This is a genomic window from Pedobacter sp. MC2016-24, from assembly GCF_015223055.1.
Taxonomy (GTDB): Bacteria; Bacteroidota; Bacteroidia; order Sphingobacteriales; family Sphingobacteriaceae; genus Pedobacter.
The window spans coordinates 304,806-321,108 of record NZ_JADFBX010000003.1 but is presented as its reverse complement, the minus strand read 5'-3'; the positions used below and the strand labels follow the sequence as shown (position 1 = coordinate 321,108).

General features: G+C 42.1%; 11 protein-coding genes. All 11 read right to left on the bottom strand.

The window, feature by feature from the left end; all coding sequences use genetic code 11:
• Window positions 1-4 precede the first annotated feature (4 nt).
• Window positions 5-1,003 (bottom strand): PorP/SprF family type IX secretion system membrane protein, encoded by a 999-nt coding sequence (locus tag IM797_RS09765; protein WP_194126928.1) that lies wholly within the window; start codon window positions 1,001-1,003, stop codon window positions 5-7.
• Entirely contained in the window at window positions 1,000-2,403 is a 1,404-nt protein-coding gene (locus IM797_RS09760) for a gliding motility-associated C-terminal domain-containing protein (RefSeq protein ID WP_194126927.1), read from the bottom strand. The genes IM797_RS09765 and IM797_RS09760 overlap by 4 nt, the downstream gene beginning before the upstream one ends.
• Window positions 2,404-2,745: 342 nt before the next feature.
• Window positions 2,746-3,282, bottom strand: coding sequence for an SRPBCC family protein (locus IM797_RS09755; protein ID WP_194126926.1), 537 nt, complete (start codon window positions 3,280-3,282; stop codon window positions 2,746-2,748).
• A gap of 14 nt (window positions 3,283-3,296) precedes the next feature.
• Window positions 3,297-4,457 (bottom strand): TlpA disulfide reductase family protein, encoded by a 1,161-nt coding sequence (locus IM797_RS09750; RefSeq protein WP_194126925.1) that lies wholly within the window; start codon window positions 4,455-4,457, stop codon window positions 3,297-3,299.
• 24 nt (window positions 4,458-4,481) lie between these two features.
• A complete protein-coding gene (locus tag IM797_RS09745; RefSeq protein ID WP_194126924.1) occupies window positions 4,482-5,681 on the bottom strand; it encodes a thioredoxin family protein in 1,200 nt (399 codons plus the stop codon).
• A gap of 13 nt (window positions 5,682-5,694) precedes the next feature.
• The gene (locus IM797_RS09740) at window positions 5,695-7,215 is read right to left on the bottom strand and encodes a RagB/SusD family nutrient uptake outer membrane protein (RefSeq protein ID WP_194126923.1); all 1,521 of its coding nucleotides are present in this window, start codon (window positions 7,213-7,215) and stop codon (window positions 5,695-5,697) included.
• 11 nt (window positions 7,216-7,226) lie between these two features.
• Entirely contained in the window at window positions 7,227-10,607 is a 3,381-nt protein-coding gene (locus IM797_RS09735; protein WP_194126922.1) for a SusC/RagA family TonB-linked outer membrane protein, read from the bottom strand.
• Window positions 10,608-10,794: 187 nt separating this feature from the next.
• Window positions 10,795-11,982 (bottom strand): FecR family protein, encoded by a 1,188-nt coding sequence (locus IM797_RS09730; RefSeq protein ID WP_194126921.1) that lies wholly within the window; start codon window positions 11,980-11,982, stop codon window positions 10,795-10,797.
• 81 nt (window positions 11,983-12,063) lie between these two features.
• Window positions 12,064-12,678: an RNA polymerase sigma factor gene (locus IM797_RS09725; protein ID WP_194126920.1), complete on the bottom strand. Its 615-nt coding sequence runs from the start codon at window positions 12,676-12,678 to the stop codon at window positions 12,064-12,066.
• A gap of 174 nt (window positions 12,679-12,852) precedes the next feature.
• On the bottom strand, window positions 12,853-15,189 hold the full coding sequence (locus IM797_RS09720; RefSeq protein WP_194126919.1) for a DPP IV N-terminal domain-containing protein: 2,337 nt from the start codon (window positions 15,187-15,189) through the stop codon (window positions 12,853-12,855).
• Window positions 15,182-16,303, bottom strand: a complete 1,122-nt coding sequence (locus IM797_RS09715; protein ID WP_194126918.1) for a DUF255 domain-containing protein — start codon at window positions 16,301-16,303, stop codon at window positions 15,182-15,184. Before IM797_RS09715 ends, IM797_RS09720 begins: the two co-directional genes overlap by 8 nt.

The following is a 16,303-nucleotide window of genomic DNA, read 5'->3' as shown; positions in this document are numbered from 1 at the left end:
TTCATTAAAGACGTGGACATACCTGGCTCCTGCCTGATAAACGGCGTTTAAATACATAACTCAAAGACACCTCATAGCCGCCGCGAACATTGGCTGATTTCTGTAAGGAGGAGGTGGTATAATCGTAACTTACACCGATCACCAGACTTTTCACGTTCAAACCCAAGCTACCTACAGCCGCATCTTTAAGCCGATATAGACCGCCCAAAGTCAAACTGCAATCCGTATCCAGACTAAACTCCACATTTAAACCGGCAGCTTTCAACTGCGAATTTTGTTGTCTCATGTAGATCACGTGTGGTGTCAAATCCATGAAATCACCCGCAAATAAACGCAAACCACCATGAAAGGTATAGCGCATCGGAATTTTACTATCCATTCCGCCATTGGCAAAAGGATCCTTTGCAGCAGCCAAATGTCCTGCACTAAATCCAGCAAATACATTGACTTTTCCAGCAGGAGTTCCATCATAATAAAATACGCCCGCATTGGCATCAAATGCCGCAGCAGATGTGCTTGTAAAGTTCTCTCCACTAGCCATCCCCGGATCGTAACCCAGCGTCGGATTGTACTGATCGTCCATTTGCAGTTTATTTACATCAATCCCGCGGTAAATTAAACCCGCCTGCACACCAAAACTCAGTTTATGGTAGCCATTGGCTGAGACCGGAACCTGGTAAGCAAAAGAGCCGTAACCAGACAAGTAATTGTAACCTGCAGCACCTGCTTTCTGATCCAGGATATTGAAACCCAGGGCCATCTTATCCGAAGTTCTGAAATCCCCGGAAATAGCTACGGTTTTAAAACCGTTATCCAGACCAGTCCACTGGTCTTTATAATTGGCTGTCAGCCTTGCATTACCATCCACCACACCAGTCAATGCCGGGTTTAGCCATAATGGATAAGCATAATATTGTGAAAAATGTGGATCGACCTGTGCATTTACTCTAATGGCACAAAACATCAATAGCATGGCCAATACCGTTAAGATAAACTCTTTCATTTGATTAGCGTTATGGTTCCTTTTTTATTCAATTCCCGTCCGTTTTCCATAATGGCCTTCAGGTAATATACATATACACCTACCGGCTGCCGACTGCCTTTGTAATTCCCGTCCCAGCCCACCGATACGCTGTTGGAATAAAAAATTTGCTCCCCCCACTGACTGTAAATGTAAAAGCTCAGGCTTTTTATCGTTTCGCTACGTACATACAGGACATCATTTTTACCATCCCCATTAGGGGTAAAAGCATTGGGTACATAGATATCGTCATATTCACTTGGCGTTTGTGCATTCAACTTCGTAGAATTGCTTTCCTGGCAAGCAAGTACACCGATGGCTTTCACCTGAACTGCAACCGACTGTTTACCTTTCATCCCGGTCACGGTATGACTTAAGCCCAATTTTCCCGAACTCGGATCAATAAAAGTCAAACCATTGTCCATACTAATCTGGTAAGCGGTAGCCCCCGCAACTCCGTTCCATCTAAAAGTCATGCTGCTCGCGCTCATTACCTCCGCAGTTACCGTTATGTTCGTCAAGCGTGGCATAACCTCTACTTCTACCTGTTGCATGGTCGTACTGGTACAGGTACCATTGCCACTCTCTGCATAATACGTTTTGCTTTGGTTCAGCACATCAGTCAAATAGGTTTCCCCTGTAAACAGCAAATTAGTCTTAGCCGACGAATCGTACCATTTATAAACCAATCCCGGCAGGGGATTTTTAATCTTCAGAGCTGCAGCAGTACCTGCACAGATACTCAATTTGGTATCCGTCACCTCTGGGGATGTTGGGAGCGCAGAAACTGTCATCGTCACCACATTACTTGTCGATGTGAGCCCACAGCCTCCGCTGATGGCAATTCTACGAAAATGAACCGTGCTGCTCAGTGACCCAGGTGTATAGTCTTTGGCATTTGCACCATTGATGTTGCTAAAGCTAATGTTGTCGACTGAACTTTGCCACTGGTAAATAAATGTAGAATTGCCACTGGAGGGAATCGAACCATTGATGGTTGTCGGATTAGCCGTCCCGCAAAAAATGGCAATTGCAGGTGCGGTAATGATGTTATTTAGAATTGGCAGAATGGGCTGCACGGTCACCATATAATAAGAGTCGTAAACTGGCAAGGCCAAAACGGTCATCCGCCGCCTCAGGTTATAAACCACATCCACATTACTTGCGTTTAAAAGAGAAGATGCCAGATAATCCGTAGTATTGTTTGTTCCCGGCGCAGTTACCCATACCCCATTCTGCAACATTTCCCAGGTGTAATTACCCGGAGCAATGATTAGCGGATCTCCCAGAATCAGGATACTGGCACCAGAACAGATCGTAATGGGTCGTGGTGTATTGTCATTATAATTTGCAGACAATGTAGCCGGCAAAAAAATGGCCAACAGGAAGGGTAAAACAAGGCCGCGAACTAGACGCGACCCAGGAGAGCGAAAACGAATCAAAAACATATGAGTAAAAAAGGGTTAAAACCTAAAATCTGTTCAATACCGGGATGATAATTGCAAATTTCATATAGCTGTTATTAAAATAATATCTAATTACGACTTTGCAAAAACCGCAAAGAGAAACAAGCTTGCTTTACGATGTAAATCTCCCTAAAAGAAACCAAACAGAACTGACTTTTAGCGTTACAAAACTGACAAAATAAAAAAGTCTGAATCATTCATCATGATTCAGACTTTTTTATTTTGTCAGCTTGAATTCAGGCTGACATTCCTACCCACTTAATTTAACTTTGCAGCCGGAATTACTTTCTTCGTCATTTGATCCAAACCTGAAGCATAGCTGTCAAATTCAGCCATCAATTGCGCAACAAGAGCTTTTTTTGCTTCGGTATCACCTTTCACCAAGCCTCTCCAGGTTACATTTGTTTTGTTGTCTTTAGCTTTGATAAATATCGCATATTGTGCAGATTTGATGCCCTTAGGTAAATTACTGTCCGCAAAATCTATGGCAATCAGTTTATTGTGCGCTTCCTGTTGCGTAATGTTTTCCAAGCGGCTTCCACCATTTGCAAAAGCAATCTTTCTGGATACAGGCATATTGGCATCTACAACCATTATCTCGGTTACATAACCGTTCGAGGCTTTTTTTAGCAAATCGATATTGGTAAAAATTTCCCATACCTGGTCTGCTTCCATATTGATGTCTACGCTCTTATCCAGATCCCAGCTCACCTTTTGGGCAGCCCCCATTTGCGCATATGTTTTAACTGTTGAGAAAGAAATCAAGAGCATAAGTGATAATATAATCTTCTTCATCTGTACCGTATTTATTATTTACCAAATATTTTCTTCATCGCTTTATCCAAAGATTCTCCGCGAACATTTTTCTCTACAATCTTTCCTTCCTTATCTACCACAACCAGGTAAGGAATACCGCTAAATAAATAAGCAGCCATTACGGGTTTAGATTCTACAGCATTGATCTGTGGCCAAGCCATGCGCTCTTCAGCCATCGCCTTTTTCCAGTCTGTCGGTTTTGCATCCACAGAAACAGATAAAATTTCCAGTCCCTGATCTTTGTATTTTTTATAAACTTCTTTCAAATGCGGGATTTCCTGGCGACAAGGACCGCACCATGAAGCCCAGAAATCAATGATCAGGTATTTACCTTTGAAATCTTTAGGACCCCATTTTTTACCGTTTACATCAGGGAAAGCAAAATCAGGTGTTTTCTGTCCGTCAGCAATTTTTTCAGCCTGGGCAATACCATCCAGAATTTCCTTTTTTCTATTCTTAGCCTGATCCAGGTTCGGGAATTTCTTGGTCAGGTTATCCAGGGTAGACATGATCAATTCCCGATCTCTTTTAGGATTCAGTGAATTTAAGGCATACAAAACCGTCGGCTGATCTTTGTACTTGTTCACCAAATACTTGATGCGAAAATCACGGTCTTTGCTAATTCGGTCATACCCATCTTTCATGTAGTTGATCCACAGCGTATCTTTCGAGAGTCCGGCTTTCCATTGTTCCTGTCCTACAGCAATCATTTGCTGATAATCCAGGTAAGACACCAAATTCACATCGTTGATCACATCATTCTCAGCCGATGTATTCTCCATATAAATATATGGTGGATTTTTGATCTTCATCTTAGCAGTATCAATTCCCCTCACATTCACATGGATGTTGTCTTTATTTGCCCAAAAATCAATGCGGTCAAAATAATACACCCGAACCTGGTAAAAGTCAGGCTTATCGGCCGGTACTTTAAATGAAAAATTGTTATTTGCGTCTACTTTAGTACTGTCTATGGCTTTGAAAGCGCGTTTAAAACCTTCGCCTTCATACTTACCAAGATAAATCGGGTATTTGTTTTCGGTATCCGGAAACTTTACGTTACCGGTAAACGTTACTGTTTTTCCTTTTTGTGCAAAACTGCTACATACCATAAGTAAGGCAGCAATTGTGAATAATAAACTTCGTTTGATCATTTTGTTTTGTGAATTAATTGGTTGTTAGTTGTTCATCATTGGAGGCGTCATCTGTCCTTTTTGGGCGGCCTCTTTTCTTAAATCTGTTGCTTTATTGGCCATTACTTCCGCTTCGGCTGTTTTACCCTGTTTTTTAAAGGTTCTTTTTCTCAGATCTGCCAGCTGGATATTTGCAAACAGGTTTGGATTGTTCCGCTCTACCTGGTCCGCCCATCTTAAAACATTTTTATAATACACGGCCGGAGCTGCTGTAACCACATCATTGGCTGCGGCAATTACAAAGCTGGCTTTATTTTTAAAATCGTCATCTCCCCAAACGGCATCCACTTTAGCTATAAATTTGTCCCATTTCCCTGCCGCAGCAAATTCCGTCAAATCCAGTTGCGCCAGCAAAGCTTTCGAATATTCAGTACCTTGACTTTGCAATCTTCTAATGGCGGCGGCTTTTTCTGAAGCCTGCTTTACATTTGCATTTTTCTCATAAGCTCTTTTAATCGAGTACCCAGCAGACAGGAATGTACTCTGGAAATACCGATTTACTTTTTCGGCCCCGTATTTCTTTTCCAAACTTGCTTTATTGGCATATAGCTCAGCAAAAGCCTTAGAAGCTGGGTTATTCAGGTATTTTAAAGCCAACTCCCAGTTGCGGGCTTCCAGCAAAGCTGACTCAGGAAGTCCATCAAAATACACCTTAGCTACTGTACCCATTTTATCCGCTTCATAAGCTTTATCAAGTGCTTCCATATAGGCTACAGCAGTAGCTTCAGAATGGTCGCCTTTGTCAAACTTACGGGCCAGGCCAAAAGCTGTACTTTCAGGCTTCAGTGCTTTGCTGGCTTCCGTTATAAACTCCGGTGCCGACATGCTGCCCACAATCTTGTGTACCACTTCACCATCACCATTGATAAACAAATAGGTCGGATAAGCAGCCACTGCATATTTATCTTTTAAAGCAGGCCCTTCCCCTTTTTCCATATCATACTTTACGTTTAAGAAAGTATTGTTGAACAGATCAGCCACACTGTCGCGGGTAAATACATCCTTAGCCATCATTTTGCAAGGTCCGCACCAGGAGGTATAAGCATCAAAAAAGATGAGTTTATTTTCTTTCTTCGCGTTAGCCAATTGCGTTTTCCAATCTGCGTCCTTAAACGAGATTTCTCTGTTTTGCGCTGCAGCAGCAAGGCTACTGAGACAGGCTATTCCTATGAGTAATTTTTTCATTTCTGTCCTATGATTATGGATTTGGTTCCAGGTTTGGGTTCATTTGAATTTCTACTGGCGGCAATGGATAAATCACACGTGGATCCTCGGGTTGAATGGTCAATGGCGCAGTAAAAAAATAATCGATATAATTCCTTGTCATCGGCAAGCCATTGCGGAAATAGTCATAAGAAGAGTGCCCTTCCCAGGCGAGTTCCAATCGGCGCTCATTCAATACCGCCTGAAAAACAGATAAACCTGCAGTCGCCAAAGTAGCGGTAGTCCAGGCAGGTGCATTGGCCCTAACCCTAACCACATTCAAGGCTGTCAATGCATCGCCATTGTTCCCGGCTTTAGCCAAAGCCTCAGCTTTATTCAAATACATTTCCGCTAAACGGAGGTAGGTTGTCCCGCTTCTGCTTTTTGCACTGTAATCAAATCCACCCAAAGGAAAAATCTGCTGATAATTGTATTTGTTTACCGAATACCTGGTTTTATCAGTCGTGGTAATTCTTTTGTCATTCTCAAGTGTCACAAAGTTCATCCTTAAATCTGCAGGGTTCTGTTTCAGGATGGCCATGTAATCGGGTGATGCTGCATATTCGCCCTGATAAAGGCTTCCAAATACATCCCTTGCCGATAAAAACTCATTCACAAAGTTTCCATTGGCATCGTCATGCCTGAAACTGAATATAAACTCCTTATTGGTCTTACTATCTGACGCAAAAGCACTGGCATAAGCTGTTCCTGAAATCAGGGTATACTTATTCGAACCGATGACCTTATCGGCATACTCCACTGCTTTGGTATTGTTTGCGGCTTGTGGAATTGCAGGAGTACCCCCCATATACAGGTAAACACGCGATAATAATGCCCAGGCGGCTTCTTTTGAGGCATAATTATTTGGATTACCGGTTCTGGGCTGGTTCATTAAAGCCGCAGCTTTCTCCAAATCTGAAACAACCTGTGCGTATACCTCTTTCACGGTATTTCGTTTTGGCTGATAATCTTTATTTACTAAGGAATTTAAAGAAAGCGGAACAGCCAGATTGTCGCCATTATTCTGATAATAAGGACGACCATAAACCCTGACAAGGTTAAAATAAGCCAGGCCACGCAAAAAGTAGTTTTCCCCTTTTACCTGGTCATGCGCCGCGTCTTCACCATCTTTTACGGCGTCAATGATCTTATTGGCACCAAAAATCAGGCGGTAAGACATGCGCCAGAAACTAGTCGTCGCACCCTGACTTGGCGAATTGTTAAAAATATAAGCATCGTTCCTGGTTTGTGGATAAGCCTGAACGACAGAAAAGAGGTTGTTACCTTTCATTTCGCTCATGTTAAACCAACTTACATCATACTGCGTATCGCCAGCTGAACCTACCAATAACGTATAATTACCATTAGTTGCTGTTAATAGCCCATCAATGGTGGTCAACAGTTCGGTATCCGCTTTATCGTTAAATGGACGAATGTTCTCATCGATCGCTTTTTTGCAGCCAAATAAAACCATTGCTGCAAAACCTATATATATAGATAATATGTATTTCTTCATTGTCTGTAGGATTAAAAAGTTAACTGTAAACCCAAAAGATATTTACGACTGGCACCATAACCGGCACCTACTCCAAAGTTATTTGAGTCGCCCGCCAAGCCACCTTCCGGATCCACCCCGTAAAAGCCTTTTTTTGTAAAAATGAACAGGTTGTCGCCGCTCAGGTAAATGTTGGCTCTTTTTAATTTAATCGCACTGATGAGTTGTGTTGGTAATGAATAACCCAAACGTACGTTACGTACCCTGATGTGGCTGCCATCTTCCCAATATCTCGAAGTTTGTCCCGTATTGGCGCCATCCGTACGGTTGCGATAAATCATCGGCTCCGTAGCCGGATCTCCTGGTTTTTCCCAAATTACCTGTCCAGCGTTCGGTTTAATCTGATTGCCTTTCAACAGGTCATTCCCTTCAGAGGAGAAATAACCAGATCTGGAATTGTTATATACAATATAATCCGCCGCGAAGTTCAACAATATTGACAGCTCCACACCTTTGTAGCCAAAAGTATTCTGCAAACCACCGTAATACTTAGGCGTCGTATTTCCAATCAGTTGAAACTGCCTGTTGGCATCGTCCCCCGTCAATCCTTTAGAAACATCATCGTAGGTATTGACCACTTTACGGCTAATGACATTGGTTACCGGATCTCGTTCCAGACGTTCAAATTCAGGCAAACCGGATTGAGCATCCACGCCAAGCCATTTGTAGGCATGCACGCTGCTGATGTCATCACCTTCATATATATAGCCTGCATAGCCGAAAAGAACCCTGCCGCCATACACCTTCTCTACCTTATTTTTATTAAAGGTTAAGTTTAAGCCTGTCTCCCAGGTAAATGCACCAACCAGGTTTTTGCTGTTCAGCACAATTTCTACCCCGTGGTTTAAAATGGCACCTATGTTTTGGTATTGACTAGGCACACCCAATAAAGCAGATGTGGCAACCTTTTGCAATAAGTCGGTCGTGCGTTTCCGGTAAAAATCAGCCGATACCGATACACGTTTAAACAAGCCCAGGTCTATACCGAGGTTGGATACATGTGCGCGTTCCCAGGTAATCTGACGATTTCCCAGCTGGTTGATGATGGCCGAAGGATCGCCGCTATATTGGTAAGCGAAATTGTAAAAACTCTCAGTCAGAAAATCTTCCCCTGCAATTTTTCCACTGGTACCATAACTGGCCCTGATTTTCAAATTGCTCAGGTAGGCGTTATCTTTTAAAAACTGCTCATTACTGGCCAGCCAGGCACCACTAAAGGAATAGAAATGTCCGGCCCTGTTGTCGATACCAAAATTGGTCGAGTAGTCCATCCGGTAGGATGCATTTGCAAAATAACGCTCATCATAATTGTAATTGCCTTCGGTAAATAACGAGTAAGAACCCCTTACATATTTTTCACCGGCAAAGGACTTCCCTGAATAGGTATTCCATACTTCCGAAGCAGCCGAAGGCACCTTAATTCCTGTTGGCAAATTCCTGACTGCAATTGCATTGTATTCACTACCTCCTTTATTGTATTCAAAACCGCCCAGGCCACCTAGCGTATGTAAACCAAATTGTTTACGTGCGGTAATCAGGTTAGAGGTTAAAAAAGAATAAGCATTGGTTTTCCGCTGCGCCAAACTACCTTTATTGCTTAATCCACTTAGAGACAGGCGATCTTTATAATCATTGGTTGTAAGGAAAGTCGTGTTGTACGAATTGTTAGACGAAAGGGTCAACCAATCGAACACTTTATATTTCGCAGAAAACACACCCAAAACCTGTTGTGTATTGGTAATTGTGGAGTTGTAGGGTGCATCGTAAAGCGGGTTTTGTGTCACATTATTCAACACGTCTGTTCCCATTATCTTTTTAGGCGATCCATCTTCATTGTTTGGTGTATACCATGGCAATAAATTTGGCGTTCCAGTAATCTGACTCGCATTTCCTTTATCAAAAATTGCACTCAAATTGGCATTAAAGCTCAGTTTGGAGGTGATATTCTGATCCAGGTTCAGCTTAAAGCTATTTCTTTTCAGGTCATTCCCTCTCAGGGGGCCTTGCTCATCATAATTGTTGGCACCAAAATAATAGCGTGTTCTTTCGTTTCCGCCAGATAAAGACATGTCCAACGTTTTGGTTAAACCGTTGCGGTACAATTCGTCGTTCCAATCGGTATTGGTTCCCAAAACGGATGCCGGAGGTAAGTATTTAGCCAGATAAGCGTCCTGGGTTAAGTTCTCTGTCTTAATTGCATAAGAGTTCAGGAGCATTTTACGTTGATAATCGTACAACTCCTGGCTGTTCATAAACTTAATTTTACCCATATACCTTTGGCTTACACCAAAACTACTGTTCACGTTCAGTTGCGACTGCCCGGCAATACCACGTTTGGTGGTAATCACCAATACGCCCTGACTTGCCCTTGAACCATATATGGCTGTAGAGGCCGCATCTTTCAACAAGGTTACCGTTTCGATATCTGTTGAGGACACGATATCGCTTGGATACATCACATCCGAGTAAATGATTCCATCTACCACAATCAGCGGGTTCAGGTTATTCGTTACCCGTACATTAGCTCCGTCAATAGGCAAAGTACCCTGTCCACGTACCACAAATGTTGCTTTTTTGTTCGGATCGCCCGAAGGTTCAGTAATATACATACCTGCAATTTTACCTTTCAACTGCGAGATCAGGTTGTTCGAGGTTACTCCTTCCAATTCACGTGCACTAAAAGTTTGTAAAGAACCAGTAATCTCGCTGGCTTTTTTAACGGTATAACCTACCACTACAGCTTCTTGCAATTGGGCAATAGCAGGATTCAAAATCACATTAATCTGCGTATCGTCATCTTCAGTAATTACCTTTTCAATGCGCCTACTTTCATATCCCACAGAACTAAATACCAAACGGTAAGTACCAGCAGTTAAATTCAATACAAAATTTCCACCCGCGTCAGTGATGGCCATTAGATTGGTACCATCCACCTTGACTGAGACACCCGGGATTGGGGACTTTCCATCTGTTACCTTCCCTTTAACTGGTTTTCTGGCTTCAGGATTATCCTTAACTTCCAATATCCCAGCCTTCGGTTTGATGATAACCGTTCTGTCAACAATTACAAAGGTTAAAGGTTGATTGCTTAAAGTTTCCTGCAGTGCCCGGTCAACAGTTACGTTTTTCAGGCTCAGGCTAATTTTGGATGGGTTGTTCCGTAGCAAATCAATTTTGTAAAAAAAAGAATAGCCACTTTGCTTTTCTATGTTTTTGATCACACGTTCAATGCTGGCATTTTTTTCCGTCAAAGTGATGCTCTGGCTAAATGCGACTGCGTTTGCCTGGAAACTGAGGATGAGTAAGCATATAATTAATTTCATGACCCTTAATGTGTCTAAAATTTTATTCATATTTTTGTTTGGTTTAGTCGTAGTTATCCCTTTCCCTTTAATTAAAGAGATTTGGTTCTTCACTGCGATTTGGTTGATAATTTAATGTGGTTCTATCCGAATTCATTTTTTATTTACCTGGAACATTTTTATCCGGAAGTGGTCGAAACACTTTCGGATTTTTTTTGCCCCGGTAAAATCTCTCTGGTTATGATTTTACAATAAGCTTTCTCCCTTCTATTTTAAAGTTAATACCATTGGTTTCAAATATTTTCAGCAGCTGTGTAAGGCTTAAATTTTTAGAAATTTTAAAATGGAACAGGTCGTTTGCAGGTTTTCCTTCAAAAACGATATCTATGTTATACCAGCGGGCCAGCTGACGTGTAATGCTGGGCAAATCAGCTTCATTAAACTGGAAAAAGCCATTTTTCCAGGCCACAGCTTCTTCTGTATCCACCTCGGCAACTTTGATATTGTTGCTGGCATTGTCCAAAACAGACTGCTGCCCAGGCTTTAGCACTTCGTTTTTAGTACTGGCCTGCAATGACGATACGCGAACAGATCCTTCCAACAACGTTGTCCGGACAGCCTCTTCATCAGGATAAGCATTGATGTTGAAATGTGTGCCGAGCACCTCAATTTCCTGATTCACACCATTCACTGTGCTTTTTACACGAAAAGGCTTGTCTTTATGGTGTGTAACTTCAAAATACGCCTCCCCTGTCAGCTCAACCCTGCGTTCCGTTCCCGTAAAAATAGCTGGATATTTTAAGGATGATGCCGCATTTAGCCAAACTTTAGTCCCATCAGGCAAATTGATCTGGTACTGCCCACCTTTTGGTGTGCTAATCGTGTTGATTACCGGATCATTCGTTTTTCCACTTTGTGCAGACTGGCTGATATCATACACCAGTTGCCCGTCTGCAGTCTTCGTAATTACGATACCTGCCTGTTGCGCAATTTCTCCGTTTGCGGTTTCATCCAGGTTAATCACAGTTCCGTTGGCCAAGGTCAACACAGCTTTATTGCTACCCGGAGCAATGGTTTCCTGGGCAAGTTCAGTTACAGGTTTATCCGCACCTGATGTAGTATAAAAATAAATACCAACACTCAATACCAGTACCGCAGCGGCAGATGCCACATAAGGCAGCCAGCTTAACCGCTTTACCATTGGTTTGGGATGATCAGCTAAGATCCCGTTTAAAATACGGCCGGCTTGTTCCTGCTCATAATTTTGATATACATCCAGTTGATTCCAGGTCTGATCCAGCAATTCATTCAGGGATTCGCCCGCTGCAGACTCATCACGGAGCAAAGAAAAAAATTCTTCCCGCTCAGCTTCCGTGCAGTTGTCGTCAATATATTGTTGATATAAATATTCAATTCTGGTATTCATTGGGCTCAAACGCTATCTCTCTTTCTTATATAGACCCTTGAAAAGAAAGGTCGGAGTAACGACAATGAAAAAATATTTGAATTATTTTTTTTCGCCCAATAAAGTCAGCACAATCACCAGTGTGGCAATGTCGGTATGATTGGCAATATAATTGCGTAAAAAGCGAAGCGCATGCTGCATATGCGTTTTAACTGTTAATTTTGAAAGATTTAAGCGCGCTGCCGCTTCTTCATATTTCAAACCTTCCTGCTGGCACAATTGATACACCAGTTTTTGTTGCGGGGGTAACTTATCGATGGCCTGATTTAAAATCTGTGCCGATTCTTTAAAAATGATGTATTCTTCTGTTTCGTTATGGCTGTCGTCATAATTCTCGGCCATTGTTTTACTCGTTTTTATTTCCAGGGCCATCCGTCGCAACAGCTTTAGCGTATGGTTCCTGGTAGTGACGCGCAGGTAAGCATCTAAATTTTCGATTTCCGTCAGCTGGGATTCCAGATTCCAGATTTTCACAAATACTTCCTGTACAATCTCTTCGGCAAGGGTATCCGATTTGACCAACTTTAGGGCATAGGCATAAACTTTGGGGCTATAGGCATGAAATAACCGACTAAATGCTTTTGCATTTCCATTAGAAACCAGCAACAGCAATTCTTTTTCGTCAGTAAGGTTTCCTTTGCGATTGATTTGTATCATTTGATCTCCCAGACCTATTTAGTCCGGATTCATTCCCCTAATGTAAATTTAGGAATAACAAAGCTCAATGTTAAATAATTATGTTGAAATTATAAATTAAAGTTCGGTAAAGCGGTCAACAATAATAAAAAAAGCCACCCGAAGGTGGCTTAAATGAGAACATACTAAAGAGTATTACGGCAATAAATACGTCGCAAAATATTTCCTTAGTCGTTTTTGAAAATACGTTTTATACGGTTCTTCATAAGTATGGCTTTGTCCGGGTAAAACCAGTAAATCAAAGTCTTTATCTGCCTTGATGAGCGCATCAGCCATTCTATAAGTATTTGCCGGATTCACATTCTGGTCAGACTCGCCAGTAACGAGTAACAAATGCCCCTTCAGGCTTTTGGCCAGGCTCTGGTTCAAAGCTACAGGCCGATCAAATCCCTGGTAGGTTTCGCCCCAGGTGCGGTTATAGATCCTATTGTCGTGGTTCCCTGAGGAAGAAACCGCAACCTTATAAAAATCAGGGTAAGTGCATATGGCAGCGGTAGACATCATCCCTCCACCAGAGTGGCCAAAGATCCCGACCTTATTTAAATCTATAAAATTGAATCTCGCAGCAAGTTGTTCTAACCCGTATTTATCATCTTCCAGGGCATAATCGCGCAGATTTCCATGCCCATATTTATAATACTGTGCATTGCGGTAAGGTGAGCTTCCACGGTGCCCCATTACCACCACAATAAAGCCCGTTTGGGCCAGTGATGTGTTGTTGTAACGATCAAAAACCGTAAATTCTGTCCAGACCGTTTCCGTAAACGGGCCTGGATATACCTGCGAAATGATCGGGTATTTTTTATTGGGGTCAAAGTTAAAAGGCTTCCACATCAAACCATAAAGCTCAGTTATCCCATCCTTAGCTTTTACAGTAAACATCTCCGGCTTTTTCCAGCCATAAGCATATAACTGACTAAAATCAGGTTTCAACACTTCCTCAATATATTTACCCTCCGCATTACGTACAATGGTTGTAGGCTCCAGGTCTATCCTGGAGTAATAGTCTACAAAATACTTTTGATTTGGCGATATAAAAACGGCATGTGTGGCGTCTTCAGGGGTTAAAAGCTGTGGATTTCCACCATCAAAGCCAACTTTGTATAAAAAAGCATAATTAGGATTACGCCCTTTTTCTTTACCGTAACCATAAAAATAGATCAACCGCTTAACAGAATCTGTTGCCACAATTTTACCTGCGGTCCAGTCGCCCTTAGTAACGGTGTTTAACAACTTTCCATTGCGGTCATAATGATAGTAATGCCCCCATCCGCTGCGGTCACTCCACCAGAGAATGTCTCTAACGCCATTGTTTAGGCTTACATTGAAGAGGTCGGTATTGATGAAAGGCTTGCTCACCTCATTGATCACTACGCTCAATACGCCTGTATTTAAGTCTACTGCACAAAGTTCTATCTCATCGCGACTCCTTTTTTTGCGCAGGATGAATACTTCCTCATTGCTCGTTTGGTTGCGCAGTACCTCCACTTCCTGATCTGGCCAGCGATCGATATTTACCTTTTTTAAAGTATGCGCCGCCGCATTACCGACGTAAAAATCATATTGTGCAACATCTTTGTCGCCGGGAAGTTCATATTTATAACTCGTGGCATTGGGCCTGTTGAAATTACCAGCCGAACTAACCACGGTCAACGTTTTCACTTTCCGGGTATCTTTGCGTAATACATAAAACAGCTTTGAATTTGGCGTCCAAACAGCATCTGTTGCGCTATTTCCACTGGCAAACTCATCCAAATTATTAATTGAAAAAGAATGGTATTCTGCACCGTCATTAGTTAATAAGTGCTCAGTAGTATCTCCTGAAATGCTTTTGATGTACAGGTTATGCTGCCTGGCATACAGCAACCATTTTTTATCCGGGGAGGTATTCCCCATGTAGTATACGGTTTTTTTCTGGACGGCCTTTTTCCCCTGCTTTACCAGCGTTTTTGTAGTGTAGTTGTAATCGTATCTTTCGCCGTTATACGCTACCTGTACCGTTTGCTCATCATCTGAAAAACTGGGATCATATGTGACCGACGTGCGGCTGGGCTGGCCTTTTGTTAGTACCTGCAATTTACGGGAAATGGCAACCTTATCAAACAGTTCGATTTTTTGCTTCTTATCCGGATCAACAAGGTAATAGTTGTTTTTGTTTAATTCGAAACTGGTTAAAGACTTTGGAGTGGAGCTTACTAAAGCTACAGTAACGACATCATAACCTTCCGCATTTTGTTCAGCCAGCGCCTTAACTCGCCCATTTTCGTTCAATTGTTTCGCACTGGAAGCCGGGCCGTTTGCCCTAAACCAGAACTTATTACTTTTCTTCAGAAAGAATGGGACGATCTGCGTAGATCCAACCAGTTTTTGCAGGTTGGGGGCATCAAACCTTTCAGCAGCTTTATAGTCTGCCAGTTGACCAAGGGTGGCAAGTGGCAGAAGTAAATATAAAAAAAAGAGGAACTTATTCATTTATTGCAGGTTTTGAAACGGCCAATCTTTTCACATAGTCCTCTAAATGCTTAATTAGAAATTGATTTGTAGAGGTTTTGGATACCTTCTCAGAGATCTCCTTTATGTAAGGATAGCTGCGATCTTTAGTTGCACAAAAGTTGGTGTAATCGAATACCACCTTTTTATTTTTCTCGGTAAACTTGTCTACATGATCTGCAAGAAGTTTACCTGCCTCCTTAACATCTTGTTCACCTGCAGCTATAGCGATGTCTATCAGTGCCAGCAACTGTATCTTGTCTGGAAATTTGCTTCTATTGACCTCTATCTTATAGCCTTCAAATTCTTCTTTTTGGTAAGGGTGACCTTTAAAATAGTAGCCAGCCAGACAATCACTTGCAAGACTTTTGAAGGTACCATAGATTTTATCTTCTACAATATCCTTTCCGTTCGAAGCAACAAATTCTTTATAATGGGTAAGCAGGTAATTAAAATTGACACTTCCAATTGCCGACATGTACCTGGAATCGTAGCTTTCACCAAATAAGAACCAATTTTCCTGAAGCAACCTTTCCTGGGGCTTCAGGAGGGTAAAATATTCTTTGGCAATGGCTGTGCCGGTCTTTGCTTCCTTTTGCTTAAACTTCTGCTTGATGAGTGTCCTTAGCAGCGCGTGGTCACGATCGCCAGCCGCATAACGCGCTTCTCTTGTCACTTCTTCATTCTTTGGATTGATGCCCAGACGGATTTTAGCCATAAATTCGGCCGCAGACATGCCCCCAACGAATTTGTAAATCTGCTTTCCATTCTCGTCAAACAACAGGTAGGTCGGAAATGCACCTACCTCATAGGTTTTTATTGCCCCAGGACCCTCTCCTTTTTCCATATCCATTTTTACGTTGATAAACTGACTATTGAAAAAGTCGGCCACACTGTCTTGCGTAAAAACCAGTTTATCCATTCCTTTACAAGGCCCGCACCATACCGTATAACAATCCGTAAAAATCATTTTATGCTGTTCCTTGGCCAGCTTAAAAGCTTCCTGTAAAGATGCGGTGGTAAAATTGATACTTCTATTTTGTGCATAAACGGCTGTCGCCATCATGAACATCATCAATATGCTAAATCTTTTCAT

Bases quoted from the DNA above. Each gene is read 5' to 3' on its own strand.
- IM797_RS09765 (WP_194126928.1), bottom strand. From the start codon at position 1,003: ATGAAAGAGTTTATCTTAACGGTATTGGCCATGCTATTGATGTTTTGT.
- IM797_RS09755 (WP_194126926.1), bottom strand. From the start codon at position 3,282: ATGAAGAAGATTATATTATCACTTATGCTCTTGATTTCTTTCTCAACA.
- IM797_RS09750 (WP_194126925.1), bottom strand. From the start codon at position 4,457: ATGATCAAACGAAGTTTATTATTCACAATTGCTGCCTTACTTATGGTA.
- IM797_RS09745 (WP_194126924.1), bottom strand. From the start codon at position 5,681: ATGAAAAAATTACTCATAGGAATAGCCTGTCTCAGTAGCCTTGCTGCT.
- IM797_RS09740 (WP_194126923.1), bottom strand. From the start codon at position 7,215: ATGAAGAAATACATATTATCTATATATATAGGTTTTGCAGCAATGGTT.
- IM797_RS09735 (WP_194126922.1), bottom strand. From the start codon at position 10,607: ATGAATAAAATTTTAGACACATTAAGGGTCATGAAATTAATTATATGC.
- IM797_RS09730 (WP_194126921.1), bottom strand. From the start codon at position 11,982: ATGAATACCAGAATTGAATATTTATATCAACAATATATTGACGACAAC.
- IM797_RS09725 (WP_194126920.1), bottom strand. From the start codon at position 12,678: ATGATACAAATCAATCGCAAAGGAAACCTTACTGACGAAAAAGAATTG.
- IM797_RS09720 (WP_194126919.1), bottom strand. From the start codon at position 15,189: ATGAATAAGTTCCTCTTTTTTTTATATTTACTTCTGCCACTTGCCACC.
- IM797_RS09715 (WP_194126918.1), bottom strand. From the start codon at position 16,303: ATGAAAAGATTTAGCATATTGATGATGTTCATGATGGCGACAGCCGTT.